Below are 19,582 nucleotides of genomic sequence, written 5' to 3'. Positions count from 1 at the left end.
TTAAATGGATAATCAAAAAAATATTTTTAAAACACTGTTGCCGATAGTTGTTTTACTATTGGCAACTACAACCATTTTCGCTCAAAAAGTGGTGCGATATGACCTTTACGTAAAAGACACTATCGTAAATTTTACAGGAAAAGAAAAAAGGGCAATAGCCGTAAATGGGCAAATTCCTATGCCTACACTCACCTTTACCGAAGGCGACACGGCAGAAATTCACGTACATAACAGGCTCAAAGAAAGTACATCATTGCACTGGCACGGATTGTATTTGCCCAACAAAGAAGATGGCGTTCCATACTTGACCCAAATGCCGATTAAGCCCAATACTACGCATATTTACCGTTTTCCCATTATTCAGAACGGTACACATTGGTATCACAGCCACAGCGGACTCCAAGAACAAATAGGAATGTATGGTTCTATGGTGCTACTCAAACGTGAAGGCGACCCAACCTTCAGAAAAGGTATAGATGATTGGCCCTATGTGCCTATTATTTTGAGCGAATGGACAGACTATAATCCTGATAATGTTCACCGAATGTTGCACAATGCCAATGATTGGTTTGCCATAAAGAAAAATGCTGTTCAGAGTTATGGCGAAGCCATAAAAGCGGGGCATTTTAAAACCAAATTGACCAACGAATGGAAACGAATGTTGGCAATGGACGTGAGTGATGTCTATTATGATAAATTCCTTATCAACGGCACAACTGAAAGCCAATTATCACAATTCAAAGCAGGTGATAAAGTGCGTCTGCGAGTTTCCAACGGTGGAGCATCTTCCTATTTTTGGCTCACGTATGCAGGTGGAAAAATGACCGTAGTAGCCAATGACGGCAATGATGTAGAACCTGTGGAAGTGGATAGATTGATTATAGGAGTTTCAGAAACGTATGATGTCATCGTTACCATTCCGGCAGAAAATACTTCCTATGAATTATTGGCAACCCCTGAAGACCGCACCAAATCAGCATCAATTTACATAGGCTCAGGTATTAAGCAGTTGGCAAGCCCATTGCCTAAACTGAAATACTTTGAAGGAATGAAAATGATGAACGATATGATGAAAATGGATGGCACAATGAACGATATGGGTATGGATATGTCCTTGCAACAAATGGATATGAATACAGTAATGTACCCTGAAATCACAGGAGAAAATAAGCCTAAAAAAACCAAATATTCAGCCCATAGCAACCATACAATGCCGAGCAGTAACATTGTTACCTTAAACTACGCAATGCTGAAATCACCTACCAAAACCACTTTGCCAAAAGATGCTCCTATCAGAGAATTAAGGTTTGAATTAACAGGCAATATGAACCGCTATGTGTGGAGTATGGACAACCGAGTGCTTGCCGAGAGTGATAAAATTCTAATCAAAAAAGGAGAAATTGTAAGAATAACACTCTACAACAACTCAATGATGCGACATCCAATGCACCTGCACGGACACGACTTTAGAGTAAACAACGGGCAAGGCGATTATGCACCACTAAAAAATGTATCGGACATAATGCCAATGGAAACCAATGTTATAGAATTTGAAGCCAATTTAGAAGGTGACTGGTTTTTTCATTGTCATATTCTCTATCATATGATGGCAGGAATGAACCGAGTTTTTAGCACAGAAAACCAAGCACCTAACCCCTTGTTACCTGACAAAACATGGGCTTACAAAAAATTGCAAAGAGAGAGTAACGAACTTCATTTTATGTTCCAAAACGATTTTGCAACAAATGGTAATGACGGAATGGCTATGATGCAAAATACCCGTTGGATTTTTGGCACAGAATGGCGTTTGGGTTATAATGACAGACACGGTTACGAAACAGAAACCCACATAGGACGATACATTGGAAGAAACCAATGGCTTATGCCTTTTATTGGATTTGATTGGCGATACAGAAATCATGATACACCTGAAAGAAATCTTTTTGGACAAACAAATACCAAAGACAACAGGAGACAGTTTAGTTTAGGGGTCGCTTATACTCTGCCAATGCTTGTAATTTTGCAAACAGAAGTCTATCACGATGGAAATGTAAGAGTACAATTAAGACGTGAAGATATACCCATTTCAAAAAGATTTAGGGCTGCGTTTATGGTAAATACGGACAGAGAATATATGTTTGGACTGAATTATATCGCAAGTAAAAACTTAGGTTTCAGGACACATTACGACAGTGATATGGGTTTTGGAGTAGGACTGACATTTAATTATTAAAGCCAACCCAAAAGCCATACACATTGCCAAGTAGCAACTGCCGACCCGCAAACCAAAACTTGGCAAAGAGTATGGCTTCACAGATAAAAAATCATTAAATTAGGGGACTATGAAAGCTAAAGTAAGCGATATGAATATTGAGAAGGATAAACTTGAAATTATCAAGTGGGTGACGACATTAAAGGACGAGACATCCATCGAAAGACTAAAAATGTTAAAGGACAGCCGTTCAAAAACAGACTGGTGGGACCAGATTTCAGACGAAGAAAAAAATGCAATTGACAAAGGACTGGCTGATATTAAAGCTGGCAGACTAAAACCACATAAGGAAGTGAAAAAGCTCTATGAGAAGTGGTTATAGAATTCGGTGGTCCGACAGAGCAATATTTGACCTTCAAAATATCATCGACTATCTCCTATACAAATGGACTGAGAAGGAAGTCACAAACTTTGTAAAGAAACTGGACAAAAGACTTGAACTTATTTCAATCAATCCACGACTATTCCCCAAGACAAGCAGAAGAAAAAATGTTAGACGGTCTGTATTGACAAAGCAAACAGCCATTTATTACGAGACATCGACCGACACGATTAAAATAGTGACGTTGTTCGACCCAAGACGAGACCCCAAGAAATTAAAGATATAGGAAGCCACGGTAACCAACAAAATGTTTATGCAATGTGGGGGTTTGGTGTTAAATTAAAGTTTGTGTTTCACAATGTAGATCGGTCACGGGGAACAGTTCGGAGCAGGTCGGGCTAAACATTCCGCTTCGCTCCATTTCAAGCCCTCCTATTCCGGCCACATCGCAAACACCAACGTTAGCGGCAAGCATTTTAAAAGTTTATCACACCTTGACAGATAAGTAATGACAAAGAAACAATATGCAATTTTGGGACTTTTGGGACCTGTAACATTCTGGTTGACATATCTTATTATGTCAAGTATTAGACCTGAATATAACTTCCTTACAAAAGCAGTAAGTGAACTTGGTTCATTAGATGCTCCAAATAAATGGACCTGGAATATCTTAGGCTATATCCTCACTGGTTTATTGATTTCAATTTATTCTTACGGACTCTTTAAATCAATATCTAACGGACAAGGAAGCAAGTTGCCACTTATAAGTTTCGTACTAAGCGGACTATTTATGTCATTCTCTGGATTATTCCCCGGAGATTTCGACAACAAACAATCGACAACAATGCTTCTTCATACAATCGGTAGCTTTGGGAGTTACATTTTCTTCTTGATTGGGGCATTTACCTATCCACGACAAATGAAAAAAACTGACTACTGGAAACAATCCATTAAACCGACTTTGACATTCACTTGGTTGACAATCATTTTTGGTGCGTGGCCTTTTATATTCCCAAATACTCCTGCCCTTGGACAAAGACTTGTATTCTTCTTTTACTTACTATGGATATTTTACACTGCATTAAGACTTTATAAAAAGACTGAGCCAAATGCCAGCCGCTAACAAAATGTTTCTGCAATGTGGGGGCTTGGTGTTAAATTAAAGTTTATGTTTCACAATGTAGGTCGGTCACGGGGGACAGTTCGGGAGCAAGTCGGGCTAAACATTCCGCTACGCTTCATTTTTAAGCCCTACTGCTCCCGCAACTAAATAAACCCAAAACGTTGATTTCTAATCCCGCCACGCAGTGGCCTCGCAAAAATCCGTACGCGAGTTGGTGCGGTTATCGCGCACGCTGTAGGTAAACGAAATCTCATCGCCATAAACCGTTCCGGTTCCTTCAACCGTGTAGCCGTTTACCGTTTGTCGCCAGATGGTAATTTTATTATAACTAACGGTGGCATATACCCGCATGCCTGCATCGTAAAAGTTATCCACGCGTACTTCCTGGGTGTTATAACCGGTTGGCTCAATCCAAATCGTATAGTTGTACCAGGCATTGTATGTTTCGCTGTACTCGCTTACCGAATACCGGCCGGTTAGCCGGCTTACCGGATTGGAATACGGATCGTAATAATAAAATTCGCAGGCCGATAACCCGGTCAGCACGGCAATAAACGCTATATTTTTCATAAGCCAACTGTTTACCCTTCCATCAAGGCAAGGTTGGTGCCAATTGGCAGGACCCGCGAAGCGGTTGTAAAAACCATCTTTTTTACTTCCGCTGATGACGCAGATAGCCGAACATAATAGCCTGAACTATCCGGGTAAAAAATAAAAAACCCCGGCCGACTGCCGGGGCTTTCAAAGGCAAAAAAATAATCCTGCTCAGGCAGAATTGATAAGAAGGCATTCCGGTGCCGGCAAAAAGTATTTACAACCAACAACCACTACGAATGGAGTAAAATACCAGTCACACCGGAGATGCCATACCTTTGAAATCGTTGAAACCACGGATCTATTTCAATCTTTTTAACTCAGTCTACATTATCATGCAAAAACCTGTTGTTGCCCAGCAGGCTGTTTTCATCGTTCAGGTTATATTTTGATATAAACTGATCGGATGAGTGCGGCACGTTGTCCATCTTCACGCCCCTGCGTAAGTAGGCAGGCAATGCCCACTTTTCATTAAACTCCTCTTTGGTCATTTCCTGCTTGCGGGCCTGTTTCAGTTTTTCCTTTCGCTGCTCGGCCTGCTGGCGCAGCCGTTCTTTGGTGGTGCGCAGGGCCATCATGCCCTCCTCGTTAATTACCTGGTCGGCCGATTTTTCAGCAGCCACATCAAACTCATCATCCATTGTTCCGAACAACCCTTCATCACCCTCATCACCAAAGTTATCGGTTACGGGTGTTTCGGTTTTGCCGTAGGGCTCATCGTAAATGATTTCACGTTGTTCCGTAAACTCCTCTTCCATCGGCTCTTCTTCCGGTGGTGTGGTTACACCCATTACCGGCTCGTTGGTAACTTTCAGTTCAATATCGCGGGGAGGCTCAACGGCTTTGTCTTGCTCAAACAGCCATATCTGGCTGCGCTCCAGGTCATGCTTCTTAACCTCCGGTTCAGCGGGTTTTTCTTCTTCTTTGGCAACCGGCTCCTCCTCGGGTGCTTCACTTTCAAAGCCGGTGGCAATAACGGTTACACGCAGGCGGTCGCCCAGTTCGGGGTCAACACCGTGGCCGAAGATTACTTCAGCTTCCTGGCCGGCCTGTTCCTGGATGTACCCGGTAATTTCCATGAGTTCGTCCATCTGCAACTCGGCTTCAGCACCCGATACGATGGAGAGCAGAATTTTCTTGGCGCCCATGATGTCGCAGTTGTCAAGCAGCGGTGAGGCGAGCGCTCCGCTGGCTGCATTGCGTGCACGGTTTTCGCCACGGGTTTCAGCCGTGCCCATAACGGCCGGGCCGGCATTGAGCATCACGGTGCGCACATCCTGGAAGTCAACGTTCACATAGCCTGCCAGTGTAATGATCTCGGCAATGCCTTTGGCAGCTGTAGTAAGTACGTTATCGGCCTGGGCAAACGCTTTACCGATGGGCAGGTTGCCGTAAATTTCGCGCAGCTTATCGTTAACGATCACCAGCACGGTGTCGCAACTGTGTCGCAGCGATTTGATGCCGGCTTCGGCCTGCTGTTGTTTCTTCTTGCCTTCGAAGGCAAACGGGATGGTAACAATGCCCACCGTAAGGATGCCCATGCTCTTGGCAATTTTGGCGATAACCGGTGCGGCACCGGTGCCGGTGCCACCGCCCATACCGGCAGTAACAAACAGCATTTTGGTTCCCTGCAAAAATTCTTTAATCAGTTCCTTGCTTTCAAGGGCTGCGCCTTTGCCGATTTTCGGATTGGCCCCACAGCCGAGGCCTTCGGTCAGGTCGGCCCCGATCTGAAGTTTAGTGGGTACCGGGCTTGCGTTAAGCGCCTGCACATCGGTGTTGCACACAACAAACTCCACATCTTTAATTCCTTGTCGGAACATGTGGTTTACGGCATTGCTGCCTCCGCCTCCCACACCGATCACCTTGATGATCGATCGGGGCGTCCCCATCGTGTGCCTGGGGATGTCGAATTTGTACGATCCGGTTTCAAACATATTCATTGGGTTTAGTGGTTTCTGTATTGTTTAGTATTCATCCTTTCCGTCAAGGTCATCAATCAACAAACTTTTGGTTTTCGTCAGTATCTCATTGAAGAAGTTCTTTGACGGACTTTTCTTTACTGTTTTTGATGTTTTAACAACCTCGCGTGCTTCTTTATAAATATCCTCTCGCTCATCCAGCGATCGGAAGCCGGCCAGCACCAGGCCAACGGCCGTGGCATACATCGGGCTTTTTACGGCTTCGATCTTGCTCTTGCCAAGGTGTTCGTTCGGGTAGCCGATGCGCGTGTCCATGCCGGTCATGTACTCTACCAGTTGCTTCAGGTTGCTGAGCTGTGCTCCGCCACCGGTAATCACGATGCCGCCTGCCAGGCGGTTTTCAAAGCCGGAGCTGATGATTTCGGCATGCGCCATTTCGATGATCTCTTCCATGCGCGCCTGGATGATGTTGGCCAGGTTCTTTACCGAAATCTCTTTGGCCGACCGGTTGCGGATGCCCGGTATGGAAACAATTTCATTGGGGCTGGCCTCTTCGGCTATGGCTTTGCCAAAACGCGTTTTCAGTTGTTCGGCCTGCTGCGGAAGCACCATCAGGCCCTGCTTGATGTCGTTGGTAACGATGTTGCCACCGAACGGAATAACAGCCGTGTGCCGGATGATGTTGTCGTAAAAGATAGCAATGTCAGTTGTGCCACCGCCAATATCAATGAGGCAAACGCCTGCTTCCTTTTCATCGCTGCTCAGCACGGCCAGGCTGGAAGCCAGCGGCTCCAGAATCAAATCGCCAATTTCAAGTCCGGCTCTGCGTACACATTTATTAATGTTGTTAATGGCATTGGTTTGCGCGGTAATGATGTGGAAGTCGGCCTCCAGCCGCACGCCCGACATGCCGACAGGTTCCTTGATGCCTTCTTCGTAGTCCACCATGTAATCCTGCGGCATCACATGGATGATCTGACTACCGGGAGGCACCACCATGCGGTACATGTCCTGGGTGAGGCGTTCCACGTCATCAATGGAAATTTCATCCTCCTTTGATGTGCGGGTAATACCCCCGTGCTGGATAAAACTTTTAATGTGCTGGCCGGCAATGCCCACGTTTACAAGGCCGATATTAATGCCGGCCTGGTCGCCTGCTTCTTTAATAGCCTTTTCGATGGCATACACGGTTTTATCGATGTTAAAGACGATGCCTTTAACAACACCTTCCGATTCGGCTTTGCCCATACCGAGCACTTCGAGCTTGCCAAACTCATTTTTGCGGCCCACGATGGCACAGATCTTCGTTGTGCCGATATCGAGACCTACTATTAATTTTTCATGTTCCATAGCGTTAACGATTAGTGGTTGTTTGTCTTTCTATAGGTTTAGTATTAAAAAATTTCATTCAGCAATCAGTTGTTTATCGTACTCCACATTTACCCGCTTATAGCGGTTCCAGCCCATCTGCGGCAGAATTTCTTTATAAAAAATCTTCAGTTTCTTCAGCTTTTCTTCGGCTTTATCGGCTGTACCGAACTCAATCGTCTGGGCGCCTATCTGCGGCAGCATGATGATTTTATCTTTAGCGGTGATATGAAGCTGGGCTATTTGCGCCCGCCAGAAATCGTCATTACCAATCATGTGCAGCAGTGTAATCAGGTGCCGACCCGACTCATCAGTTGTAATGTTTTCCCTTTCAAGCAGCTTGCGCACTTGGTCGCCACTGATGAGCATTACCCGTGCGGTAAACTTGCTGCTTACCGGCATAATGGTTCCATCTTCGGCCACATACGCATCGGGCCCATCGTTGCGGATGATGCGGGCAATGGGCCTGCGAAGGGTGGCACGCACAATAAGGTTGCCCTTGATGTCACTGTACAGATCGGCATCCTGAATGAACCGATCGGATTTTATCCGGCTTTCAATTTCCTTCAGGTTTAGCCGGGCCAGGTCGGCCCCTTTCAGGTTTTCGCGATCCAACCGAATCAACTTCAGAATATCCTCTTCATCGATGAAGTGATTGTCATCAACATTTTCAACTTTAACAATTACATCGTTTACCGATTGCGAACCGAGCTTTCGCTCAGTAAAAGCCACGAAGAAAAAGAGCACAGCCAGCGCCACACCGATTTTTAGTTCCTTTCGTATTTTCCACTTACCCTTCATAGCGCGTTTTCAGTATTTCTTTTATCGGTTGAACAAACGTGTCGATGTCTCCGGCTCCCACGGTGGTGAGCACTTCAAGCTCCCGGCTTTTTAGCTTCTCCAGTAAATTACCCTTGCTGCAGCGCTCCTTATTTTTTGCCGTAACGTGATTATAAATCAGGTCGGCATCCACACCTGGAATCGGTAGTTCGCGTGCGGGATAGATATCCATTAACAGCACATCATCAGCAAGGCTCAGGCTTTTGGCAAACCCCTCGGCAAAGTCGCGGGTGCGCGTGTACAGGTGGGGCTGAAACACCACGGTTAACTTTTTGCCGGGATACATCGAACGCATGGATTGCAGAAAGGCCTCGATTTCTGTAGGATGATGAGCGTAGTCATCCACATACACCACTTTATCTGATTTGACCACAAATTCAAACCTGCGCTTCACTCCTTTAAAGGAAGCCAGTGCCGGTTTGATTACTGCCATCGAGATGCCGTTCCGGTAACAGGCCAGGGCGGCCGCAATGGCATTTTCGACATTATGAAAACCGGGGACACCGAGCGTGATACGATGAACTGTATCAAAGCCACATAAATCAAATTCAAAAAATCCGTCACGCCCCCGCGTAACGGCAATGTTGCCGGCAAAAAATTGTCCCCGGCTCATACCATAGGTGATTTTATTTTTTATCTGAATGTCGGCCGTAAGCAAGGCATCTACCGATTCGTGGATAATGAGTTCACCATCCTGACTAATCTGCCGGATAAAATCCCTGAACGAAGTGAGCATACTCTCATGGTTGCCATAAATATCGAGGTGGTCGGCATCGGCCGAAGTAACTACACCCGTATGCGGAAACAACCGCAGGAATGAGCGATCGAACTCATCGGCCTCCACCACCACCAGGGTGTTTGCATTTATCTCGCCTTCCATTACCAGGTTCGATTCATAGTTGGTGGTAATGCCTCCCAGAAAACCCACCATGTTTGCCCGGGCCGCTTTCAAAATGTGGGCAATCATGGAGGAGGTGGTGGTTTTTCCGTGCGTTCCGGCCACTGCAATCGTTTTGTAATTTCTTGTAAGTAAGCCAAGCACTTCCGAACGCTTCATAATGGTGTACCCCTGTGCTTTCAGGTAATTGAACTCAGCGTGATCCTTCGGGATGGCCGGAGTAAAAACAACCAGTGTATTTTCTTTTTGCGTCCGGACCTCCGAAGGAATATTTTCAACACCATCTTCAAAATGAATGTGCATACCTTCCTGTTGAAGCTCGGCCGTAAGCGAAGTGGGTGTGCGATCGTAACCCGAAACACGCAAACCTTTTTTCAGGAACCAACGGGCTATGGCGCTCATGCCAATGCCCCCGATGCCGAGAAAATAAACGTTATGGTAGTTTTCCAACTTCACTGCTTAACTGATTAACATGGCCCGATTGGTTATACCGGCAACTGAACTACCGTTAGCCCGGATACCGATAAGATTTTCAATTTCATCCACAATTTTTTCGGTGGCATGTGGCATGGCCAGCTTACTGATGTTTGCCGAAAGCCGGGCAGCCTGTTGCTCATCGAACAATAATTTCAACGCTTCATCAACCAGTTCTGCACCTGCCTGCGCATCGGTTATCATTCGTGCCGCCCCTCTCTCTACCAGTGCCCTTGCATTTTTGGTCTGGTGATCTTCAGCCACATTGGGCGATGGCACCAGGATGCAGGGTTTGCCGGCCACACACAACTCGGAAACCGCCAAAGCGCCCGACCGGCTAACCACCACATCGGCAGCTGAATAGGCCAGATCCATCTCTTTCAGAAAATCGAACAGGCGGATTTTTCGTTTATCAGTATTCTTGAGCAGTTCGCAGTACTGATGGAAGTACCCCTTACCGGTTTGCCAGATCAACTGGATGCGGGCATCCATCAGTTTTTCAATACCGGCATAAATGCATTCGTTAATAGTTTTTGAGCCGAGGCTTCCGCCAAGAACCAGCAGCGTCTTTACCGATGAATCGAATCCGAAATGGCTTAATGCTTTGGTGCGCTTATCCGTTATTGCCAGTAAATCCTTCCGAACCGGATTACCGGTTAATACAATCTTTTCTTTAGGGAAATATTTTTCCATGCCTTCGTAGGCCACGCACACACGGCTCACCTTGCCGGCCACCTGTTTATTGGCCAGGCCGGCAAATGAGTTCTGCTCCTGAATCAATGACGGTATGCCCATTGAAGTTGCCGCCAGCATAATCGGGCCGCTGGCGTATCCGCCTGTACCAATTACTGCGTGTGGTTTAAATTTTTTAAGGATAGACGAAGCCTTGAAATAACTGGTTATCAGTTTAAGCGGCAGCAACAAATTAGAAAGACTGAGCCTGCGCTGGATGCCGCTGATCCATAAACCAACAATTTCATAGCCGGCATCGGGCACGCGTGTCATTTCCATTCTTCCTTTGGCGCCCACAAACAAAATCTTCGCATCGGGATGACGATCTTTAAACGCATTGGCAATAGCCAAAGCCGGAAAGATGTGCCCCCCGGTGCCGCCACCGCTGATGATGAGTCGATATGGTTTGTCTCTCTTCAAGAATTAAGAATTCAGAATTTAGTATTTCGCATTAAGAATTACTTTTTATTGCCTTCATATAACTTTGTAAAATCCTGCTCACCTCTTGTGCATTTGCTTTGAGCGACTTTTCATCGCCATAACCTAAATCTTCCGCTAGTATCAGGTAGTATTCGGTTTCTGACAAAGACCCCTGGCTAATATTTAGTAGTCTCAATTTTTCCTTAGCGCTTCTTTTCTTGAATGCTTCAGCAATGTTCGCTGCGACAGAAACTGCTGCGCGCCTGATCTGAGAAACCAAACCATAAACTTCTTCTTTAGGAAAAAGTGAACTTTTCCGGTAAACATCTAAAACCAACTGATGTGCCTTTTGCCAAACAATCAGGTCACGAAATGATTTTGCAGTTTCCCTAGTACTCATTTTTTAACATTTCTAAGTTCTATATTCTATATGCTAACTTTTGTTCAAACTACGCTGCCTTCATTTCTACATTTTTATCTTTCATTTCCGTTTGCTGCTGCCACATTTCATCGCGCTCGCCCCGGCTCACACTTAAAATGATACCGAGTGAAATGCCGGTAAACACCATGGATGTTCCACCCATGCTGATCAGCGGCAGCGGTTGTCCGGTTATCGGGCCGAGGCCCACCACCACTCCCATGTTGATCATGGCCTGGCACACCAGGTCGAAACTCAATCCGGCCGACAGCAATCCAGCAAATGCCCGCTCGCTGTTGTAGGCGGCTTTCATTCCGCGATGCAACAGGATGAGGTACAACACCAATACAACCACACCACCAATAAGACCGTATTCTTCGATGACGATCGCATAGATAAAATCAGAGTACGGATGGGGCAGGATGTTGCGCTGGTCGCTGTTACCCGGACCCTTTCCGGTAATGCCTCCGGTTGCCACAGCGATGTGGGCATGCTTTGCCTGAAACGGCAGTTCTTTTGTACCCTGCACATATCCGATAAAATCATTCACCCGATTAATCACTGTGCCGCCACGCATACCAAACTTGAATGCCAACGCACCGAACAACACACCCACAAACAGCAGCATGGCCAGGTAGCGCATCGGCACCCTGCCGATAAACATGATGAGCATGCAGGTAAGCAGCAGCAACACGGCCGTTGACATGTTGGTAAGAGCAATCAGCCCGCAGATTAAGCCACACCAGAACAGGATGGGTATAAGTGATTCCTTTATATCAGCAATGTTTTGCTGCCGCTTGGAGAGCATGCTGGCCAGGTTGATGATCAGGGCCAGACTGGCAAAGTCGGACGGCTGAAACGATGTGTTGATAATAGGAATGTTGAGCCAGCGGGCTGCGTCATTTACGGTAGTACCATTTGTAAAGGTGTATATCAGCAAAGGCACGCTGATCCACAACGCTAGCCGCGAAAGTTTGGAATAGTAGCGGTAATCCACACGGTGTGCAAACCACATGGCGGCCAGCCCGATAAACACGTGTAGGGTGTGGGTAAGCAGGTATTTTTCGGGGCTTACCGAGCGCTTATAGGCCAGCGTGCCGATTGAACTGTACACCACCAAAATGCTGATCATGGACAAGATGAAAACCACCGCCCAGATTACCCGGTCGCCCTGCAGATTTTCGTCAGCCCATGTTTTTAGTTTATTCATACCAATTGGTTTTCAACTTCTTTTTTCAACTCCAGCACCGCTTTACGAAACTGTTCGCCCCGGTCTTCATAGTTTTTAAACAGGTCGAAACTGGCACAGGCCGGAGATAGCAGCACCACATCGCCCGGTTTAGCTTCCTGCAACGCAAGCCGCACCAGCGTAGAAACACTTTGTGTTTCATGAACGGCCGGTACTATGCCGGTAAAAAACTTTTTAAGTTTATCGTTGTCCTTGCCCAGGCAGATGAGCGCTTTTACTTTTTTCTGCACGTCATCTTTAATGAGGTTGTAATCATTGCCCTTATCAATACCACCGGCAATCCAGATGAGCGGCTGGGTGTAGCTTCCCAAAGCATACACAACCGAATCTACATTGGTTGCTTTGGAGTCGTTCACAAAGTCAACACCGTTGATCGTTGCAATTAATTCCAGCCGGTGCGGGGCGTTGCGGAATGTTTTTAGCCCCTCTTTAATTAACTTAAGTTTTGCGCCTGCCAGGCAAACAGCTGATACAGCGGCCATGGTATTAATAAGGTTGTGCGGACCTTTCAGTGTGGTTTCTTCCTGCCGGATGGAAAACACCTCGGCACCGAGTTTAAAATGCATGGTGGTTCCGCTGGCATAAACCGGCAAGGCTCCTGCTTTCAATGAAACCGGAATACGGTTTACCACCGGTTTCCGCTGGTTGATTTCTTTAGAAATAACCCCGTCATCGTCATAATAGATGAAGTGATTGCCGGCTTCCATGTTTTGGATGATCCGGAATTTGGAGTTGACGTAGTTTTGCATTTCATACCCGTAGCGGTCCAGGTGGTCGGGGGTGATGTTCAACAGTACGGCAATTTCCGGGCGGAAGGTCTTGGTGCCATCCAGTTGAAAACTGCTGATTTCGAGCACGTACCAATCGTGGTTGCCGTGCGCAATTTTACGGGCCAGGCTCTCGCCCACATTACCGGCCAATGCCACACTGAACCCGGCTGCTTTCATCAGGTGGTAGGTAAGCAGGGTGGTGGTGGTCTTTCCGTTTGTACCGGTTATTGCTATTACCTTTCCTTTGATAAACCGGAAACCAAATTCAATTTCATCAATAATCTCGATAGATTTTTGTTTTGCCCGTACAACCATTTCGGCCTTTTCAGGAATACCCGGGCTCTTTATGATCAAATCGGCATTAAGAATTTTTGCTTCGGTGTGTACCCCTTCTTCAAAATCAATTTTGTTCCTGATCAGATCATCGCGGTAGTTATCTTTAATGGTTCCCTGATCGGAAACGAAAACCTCAAAGCCTTTAGTCTTTGCCAACAAGGCTGCCCCTGTTCCGCTTTCGCCTGCACCTAATATAACTAACCGCTTGCTCATCGTAATTTTAAAGTTGCCAGTGTAACAATTGCCAACAGGCTGCCCACAATCCAAAAACGCGTCACAATTTTGGATTCGTGCAGATTCATTTTCTGATAGTGATGATGCAGGGGTGACATCAAAAATATACGCCTGCCTTCACCGAATTTTTTCTTCGTGTACTTGAAATAGCTTACCTGAATTATCACCGATAGGCTTTCGATGAAAAAAATTCCACACAGCACCGGGATGAGCAACTCTTTGCGCACGGCCAACGCAATCACGGCTATGATACCGCCCAGTGTAAGGCTGCCGGTATCGCCCATGAAAACCTGTGCGGGATAAGCATTATACCACAAAAAGCCAAGGCACGCGCCCACGAAGGCGGTGCAAAAAATCACCAACTCGCTCAGGTTGGGTATGTACATGATGTTGAGGTAGCTGGAGAAATCGACCCGGCCGGAGAGGTACGCAAAAATAGCCAGCGTTAGCCCGATGATTCCCGAAGTGCCGGCCGCCAGGCCGTCAATGCCATCGGTAAGGTTTGCGCTGTTGGACACTGCCGTAATCACCAGGATGACAACACCCACATAGATTATCCACGTAAAATCCTTAAGCGAAGCCGGAAGAAAATAAGCGTAGTCGAATTCGTTGTTCTTCAAAAACGGAATGGTGGTTTTGGTTGACCGAACATTTTGGTACGGCCTTCCGTCTTCTTCCTGCAGCGCATCCACGTTGATATCCTGCACGGATTCGGAAAGCCGGCTTTGCGATGGTACGGGCTTCACTTCACGCACAACAACATCGTTATGAAAGAAAAGGGTTAACCCCACGATAAGCCCAAGGCCAACCTGCCCGACAATTTTAAATCGCCCCGCAAGGCCTTCCTTATCTTTTTTAAAAACCTTGATGTAATCATCAACAAAGCCGATAAGGCCGAGCCAAACGGTAGCTGTTATAAGAAGAATGACATAAATATTATCAAGTTTAGCGAAGAGCAAAGTGGGCAATAGAATAGCCGCGATGATAATAAGACCGCCCATGGTGGGTGTTCCCTTTTTCTGCAGTTGGCCCTCAAGGCCGAGATCGCGGATTTCTTCACCAACTTGTTTCTTCCTTAAAAAGCCAATCAGTGTTTTACCGAAAAAGATGGTGATCAATAACGAAAGAAATGCTGCCATACCCGCGCGGAACGAGATGTACTGGAACACACCCGCCCCGATGAGGTCGTGTTGCTTGTCGAGATAATCGAATAGATAGTACAGCATCTCTAATTACTTACTTTGTCAATTAGCCAATTCCTTAATTCTACCCTTTCCATTACTTTTTTTAGAGGATGAAATTATTTTGTTCAAAACTTTAAGAATACCTTCAATCTTATTCAACAGTATTCCGGGTTTTGGATAACTCCTCCCAAAATCACATAGCTCCAGCCAATATTCGGTTTCTTCAGCCTCTTTAAACGCAATTTTCATTTTGTGAATAAAATCAGCTTTGCTTTCGGCTCCCTGTGCTTCCCTCACATTAGCCCCTATGGAACAGCCTGAACGCAAAACCTGATCAGCGAAGGCAAATCGTTTCTTCTCCCGAAGGATTTCGGAAAACTCCATTATTTCAAGAGCAAATTCGAACGTCATTTTAACGATTATATTTTCCGTGTAATTCCTCATTTCAATCTGCACATTGACACATTAAACAATCAGTTAATTGACAATTAATTTTAACATCCGTTCAACCACTTCCCTGTCATCAAAAGGATACTTCACTCCTTTTATTTCCTGGTAAGTTTCATGACCTTTGCCGGCTACCAGCACAATATCCTTTTCCTTGGCCATCAGGCAGGCCGTTTTAATAGCCTCTTCCCTGTCGGCAATAACAACTGTTTTTCGTGCATCGGTTGGCCCGACACCGGTTTGCATCTCGCGGATAATGTCCATCGGCTCTTCATCGCGCGGGTTATCTGATGTGAGCACCACTTTATCGCTTAACCGCACCGCAATGGAAGCCATAAGCGGGCGCTTGGCCCGATCGCGGTTACCGCCACAGCCTACAACAGTTATTACCTGCTCCTGCCCTGACCGGAATTGCTTAATCGTTTCCAGCACATTCTTCAATGCATCGGGTGTGTGGGCGTAATCCACAATAGCGGTGATTTTTGAACCGGGGGCAATGAGTTCAAACCGCCCTGCAGCACCGGTTATGTTCGACAGGATTGTGAGCACCTGGTCGGACGATTCGCCCAGCAACACGGCTGCAGCATACACGGCCATCAGGTTGTACGCGTTGAAGTCGCCAATCAGTTTAAACCACACGGTTTTGCCGTCAACTTCCATTTCAAGCCCTTCCAGCGTATTGCTGATGATCTTGCCCTTGAAGTCAACCATTTTTTTAAGGCCGTAGGTTTTCCGGTTGGCTTTGGTGTTCTGCAGCATCACCATGCCGCGTTTATCATCGGCATTAACCAGGGCGAATGCGCGGCTGCTCAGGTCATCAAAAAATTTCTTTTTCGCCTTAATGTAGTTTTCAAACGTTTTGTGGTAATCAAGGTGATCGTGCGTAATGTTGGTAAAGATTGCCCCGGTAAACTCCAGGCCGGCAATCCGCTCCTGGTCGATGGCATGCGAACTCACTTCCATAAAGGCGTGTGTGCAGCCTGCCTCAACCATCTTTTTAAGCAACTCATTTAACTGAATCGGGTCGGGCGTAGTGTGGGTTGACGGGAGTGTTTGATCAACAATTTTATACTCCACCGTTGAAATCAAGCCGCTCCGGTACCCCAACGAGCCAAACAGTTTATAGAGCAACGTGGCCACCGTAGTCTTGCCGTTGGTGCCCGTTACTCCAACCAGTTTCAGTTTTTGTGACGGAGCGCCAAAAAAGTTAGCAGCAATAATTCCCAGCGCGCGCGCGCTATTTTTGACTGTGACGTAGGTGTTTTTTTCATGGATGGTATCGGGTAGTTTTTCACATACTATTCCAATGGCACCACCGGCAATGGCCTGTTCGATAAACAGGTGGCCGTCAGACTGGGTGCCTCGTACGGCAACAAACAAAAATCCCTTTTTCACTTTACGCGAATCAAAGCAAATGCCTTTCACACCAACAGCCATGTCGCCATAGGTTGAGGTGATGTTTACGTTATATAATATGTCCTTCAGTTCAGGCATTATCCCAGTTTTATGTAAACACGATCGCCCTTCGATATCCGCGCACCCGGCAGTAACGACTGGCTTTGAACCCGGCCGGTGCCTTCATACCAAACCATCAGTCCGGCACGCTCCAGCAAATACAACGCATCGCGGAAGGTCATCCCCATCACATCGGGTACAATACCGGTCCCGACTGTATTGGTCTTCCAGTTAACGGCATCGCCATTCTTTACGGCACGCACCCACGACTCTTCGCTTTTCGAATGATTCGATATTCCCAATTCATTGCAAAGCATCGTCAACTCCTCCTGGTTGCCGGCACGGATAACCGGAAACAGGCCCGGTTCCCGGTAGGTTTTCTTTTCCATAGCCAAATGAATGTTCAGGTCGCGCGCATAAATGTTATCGGCTATTTCTTTGAACACCGGTGCAGCCACGTTGCTGCCGTACTGTTGCCAGCCGCGCGGATTCTTGATGAGCACCATGGCTGAATATTTTGGACTGTGAGCCGGAAAATACCCGACAAACGAAGTGATATATTTTTTGGTGTACTGGCCATTCTCCAATATCTGGGCCGTTCCGGTTTTTCCGGCAATGCGGTAATGGGTTCCTTTAATATTCTTCGCAGTGCCGTTTTCAACTACGCCTTCGAGCAACTGTTTTAACTTATTCAGCGTGCGGTCGGAGCATATTTTACTCACGATAACGTCCGTCTGATAACGCTCCTTAACCCGGTCGGCCTGGTTAACCGATTTTACAAAAACAGGTTTAATCATTTTACCATTGTTCGCCACAGCGTTATACAGGCTAAGTGTATGCATGGGGGTTATCTCAATGCCATAACCGTAGGCCATCCAGGGCAGGCTGATGCCGCTCCAACCCTTCTGGCCCGGGTAGTTGAACTTGGGTGCAGGCTCTCCGGTAATCTGAAGACCAAGTGGCTTGTTGAGTTTAAGCCGTTCTACGTGATCAAGGTAGCGCTGCGGGCGCACGCCAAAATTCTTATCCACCAGTTTGGCCATCGCCACATTGGACGAGTGTTCGAACGCCTCACGGATGGTGATTTTACCAAGCCCGCCTTCTTCATGATCGCGCACGCGGTACTTTTTATAAAAGATAGTTTCACCCTTACCGGTATCAATGCTGTCAGCCAAATCAATATTGCTGTCTTCGAGCAGGGCAATTATGGTTACCAGCTTGAAGGTTGAACCCGGTTCAAACAAGCCGCCCGTGGCAAAATTGAATTTCTCATAGAAATTGCCTTTACCATCGCTGCTCAGGTTGCTGATGGCCTTCACTTCTCCGGTTTTTACTTCCATCACCACCACCAGGCCGTCATCGGCACGGTGCTGTGCCATGGCTTTGTGCAGCGCTGTTTCGGCTACATCCTGCAGATTGATGTCGAGGGTGGTTTGAATATCCAACCCGTTAACCGCCTTAACATTGTTGGCATCAAACACAGGCTTCCATATGCCACCGGCAATTTTCTGGTAGTAGGCGTAGCCGTCTTTACCACCCAGTTGGTTGTTAAAACTGTATTCCAGGCCGGCACCTTTCTCATTTTCATTTACAAACCCGATGGTTCTGCGGCTAAGGTTGGAGAACGGACGGTAACGCACATCCATCTTTTCGAAGATGACACCCCCCTTTAGCCGGCCTTCGCGGAAGATGGGCCAGGTAAGCATCAGTTTCTTATCCTGGTAATCAATCTGCTTTCGGTTAATAACCACATATTGTTTACCCGACTCGCGGGCATCAATGAGCATACGCTTGTAATCGATCCAGTTTTTGTCTTTATAGAATGCGGCCAGTTGACGCGCCAGCGAATCCACTCCGTTGCGAAACACTTCCTCTTTAGGCAGGGTGGCATCGAACGCTACTTTGTAAAAGGGCAGCGAAGTAGCCAGCAGGCTACCGTTATCAGAATAAATGTTACCCCGTGTAGCTTTAACCTTTTTATAGTCAAATGAAATCTGCTCGCCCATGGCGGCCCACTTATCGCCTTCAATCATCTGCACGTGAGCAATGCGCGCCACCACTGCAAGGGCGAAGAGCAGCACAAACAAAAAGGCTACCCGCACACGTAACAATATGGACTGCTTAATATTCATCTTCGTTCACAGCGATTTTGTAGGGTGGTTTCAAACTTTCCTTCAAGCCATAGGGGCTTACCTTTCGGGCTACTTCGCTTTGTTTGCTGGCAAACATCAGGTCGGCTTTGGTGGTGGTGTAATCCGCACGCAAGTCTTCCACTTCGGCCTGCAATTCGTTAATGCGCCTCACGGTCTTATCGGCATAATGCGTATTGCTGATATAGAATAAACCCAGCGCCATGACAAATACAATTTTCGGAAGGTGCTGAACCGGAAAGCCTTCTTCAAAATAGTTCTCGAGTTTAAGCCTGCGTTCAAAAAATGAAAACAAGCCACCGCCTGAACTTTTTGGTTTCGTGTCGATTCTGAATGTGTTGTCTGCCATAACCTCACCCCCGCCCCTCTCCTAA

General features: G+C 46.7%; 18 protein-coding genes. 4 read left to right on the top strand and 14 right to left on the bottom strand.

What is annotated here, in order from left to right:
• Window positions 1-4 precede the first annotated feature (4 nt).
• The 4 genes from HRU69_08345 to HRU69_08330 all read left to right on the top strand — a co-directional run bounded on the left by HRU69_08345 (window position 5) and on the right by HRU69_08330 (window position 3,717).
• On the top strand, window positions 5-2,233 hold the full coding sequence (locus HRU69_08345; GenBank protein ID QOI97498.1) for a multicopper oxidase domain-containing protein: 2,229 nt from the start codon (window positions 5-7) through the stop codon (window positions 2,231-2,233).
• A 109-nt stretch (window positions 2,234-2,342) separates the two neighbouring features.
• A complete protein-coding gene (locus tag HRU69_08340; protein ID QOI97497.1) occupies window positions 2,343-2,594 on the top strand; it encodes a hypothetical protein in 252 nt (83 codons plus the stop codon).
• A complete protein-coding gene (locus tag HRU69_08335) occupies window positions 2,578-2,880 on the top strand; it encodes a type II toxin-antitoxin system RelE/ParE family toxin (GenBank protein ID QOI97496.1) in 303 nt (100 codons plus the stop codon). The genes HRU69_08340 and HRU69_08335 overlap by 17 nt, the downstream gene beginning before the upstream one ends.
• 222 nt (window positions 2,881-3,102) lie before the next feature.
• Window positions 3,103-3,717, top strand: coding sequence for a DUF998 domain-containing protein (locus HRU69_08330; protein ID QOI97495.1), 615 nt, complete (start codon window positions 3,103-3,105; stop codon window positions 3,715-3,717).
• Window positions 3,718-3,885: 168 nt separating this feature from the next.
• Here the strand turns inward: HRU69_08330 and HRU69_08325 are convergent, their stop codons facing one another.
• The 14 genes from HRU69_08325 to HRU69_08260 all read right to left on the bottom strand — a co-directional run bounded on the left by HRU69_08325 (window position 3,886) and on the right by HRU69_08260 (window position 19,557).
• Window positions 3,886-4,287, bottom strand: coding sequence for a hypothetical protein (locus HRU69_08325; protein QOI97494.1), 402 nt, complete (start codon window positions 4,285-4,287; stop codon window positions 3,886-3,888).
• 344 nt (window positions 4,288-4,631) lie between these two features.
• Complete coding sequence (gene ftsZ, locus HRU69_08320) at window positions 4,632-6,248, bottom strand: cell division protein FtsZ (GenBank protein QOI97493.1); 1,617 nt, start codon at window positions 6,246-6,248, stop codon at window positions 4,632-4,634.
• A gap of 30 nt (window positions 6,249-6,278) precedes the next feature.
• A complete protein-coding gene (gene ftsA, locus HRU69_08315; GenBank protein QOI97492.1) occupies window positions 6,279-7,583 on the bottom strand; it encodes a cell division protein FtsA in 1,305 nt (434 codons plus the stop codon).
• Window positions 7,584-7,637: 54 nt separating this feature from the next.
• The gene (locus HRU69_08310; protein QOI97491.1) at window positions 7,638-8,402 is read right to left on the bottom strand and encodes a cell division protein FtsQ; all 765 of its coding nucleotides are present in this window, start codon (window positions 8,400-8,402) and stop codon (window positions 7,638-7,640) included.
• Window positions 8,392-9,795, bottom strand: a complete 1,404-nt coding sequence (locus HRU69_08305; protein QOI97490.1) for a UDP-N-acetylmuramate--L-alanine ligase — start codon at window positions 9,793-9,795, stop codon at window positions 8,392-8,394. The genes HRU69_08310 and HRU69_08305 overlap by 11 nt, the downstream gene beginning before the upstream one ends.
• A 3-nt stretch (window positions 9,796-9,798) precedes the next feature.
• Window positions 9,799-10,965 (bottom strand): undecaprenyldiphospho-muramoylpentapeptide beta-N-acetylglucosaminyltransferase, encoded by a 1,167-nt coding sequence (gene murG, locus HRU69_08300; GenBank protein ID QOI97489.1) that lies wholly within the window; start codon window positions 10,963-10,965, stop codon window positions 9,799-9,801.
• A gap of 31 nt (window positions 10,966-10,996) precedes the next feature.
• A complete protein-coding gene (locus HRU69_08295) occupies window positions 10,997-11,365 on the bottom strand; it encodes a four helix bundle protein (protein QOI97488.1) in 369 nt (122 codons plus the stop codon).
• Window positions 11,366-11,414: 49 nt separating this feature from the next.
• Window positions 11,415-12,593, bottom strand: coding sequence for an FtsW/RodA/SpoVE family cell cycle protein (locus HRU69_08290; protein ID QOI97487.1), 1,179 nt, complete (start codon window positions 12,591-12,593; stop codon window positions 11,415-11,417).
• Entirely contained in the window at window positions 12,590-13,951 is a 1,362-nt protein-coding gene (gene murD / locus HRU69_08285) for a UDP-N-acetylmuramoyl-L-alanine--D-glutamate ligase (protein ID QOI97486.1), read from the bottom strand. The genes HRU69_08290 and murD overlap by 4 nt, the downstream gene beginning before the upstream one ends.
• Window positions 13,948-15,198 carry a phospho-N-acetylmuramoyl-pentapeptide-transferase gene (locus tag HRU69_08280; GenBank protein QOI97485.1) on the bottom strand — a complete coding sequence of 417 codons (1,251 nt, stop codon included), beginning with the start codon at window positions 15,196-15,198 and terminating at the stop codon, window positions 13,948-13,950. Before HRU69_08280 ends, murD begins: the two co-directional genes overlap by 4 nt.
• 18 nt (window positions 15,199-15,216) lie before the next feature.
• Window positions 15,217-15,600 carry a four helix bundle protein gene (locus HRU69_08275; protein ID QOI98868.1) on the bottom strand — a complete coding sequence of 128 codons (384 nt, stop codon included), beginning with the start codon at window positions 15,598-15,600 and terminating at the stop codon, window positions 15,217-15,219.
• Between the two features lie 33 nt (window positions 15,601-15,633).
• Window positions 15,634-17,097, bottom strand: coding sequence for a UDP-N-acetylmuramoyl-L-alanyl-D-glutamate--2,6-diaminopimelate ligase (locus HRU69_08270; protein ID QOI97484.1), 1,464 nt, complete (start codon window positions 17,095-17,097; stop codon window positions 15,634-15,636).
• A complete protein-coding gene (locus tag HRU69_08265) occupies window positions 17,097-19,190 on the bottom strand; it encodes a transpeptidase family protein (protein ID QOI97483.1) in 2,094 nt (697 codons plus the stop codon). The genes HRU69_08270 and HRU69_08265 overlap by 1 nt, the downstream gene beginning before the upstream one ends.
• Window positions 19,180-19,557, bottom strand: coding sequence for a hypothetical protein (locus HRU69_08260; protein ID QOI97482.1), 378 nt, complete (start codon window positions 19,555-19,557; stop codon window positions 19,180-19,182). Before HRU69_08260 ends, HRU69_08265 begins: the two co-directional genes overlap by 11 nt.
• Between the last annotated feature and the right edge of the window lie 25 nt (window positions 19,558-19,582).

This window comes from Flammeovirgaceae bacterium, assembly GCA_015180985.1.
GTDB lineage: Bacteria > Bacteroidota > Bacteroidia > Cytophagales > Cyclobacteriaceae > UBA2336.
Note: the sequence above shows the minus strand (reverse complement) of the source record. Positions and strands in the feature narration are given on the sequence as shown.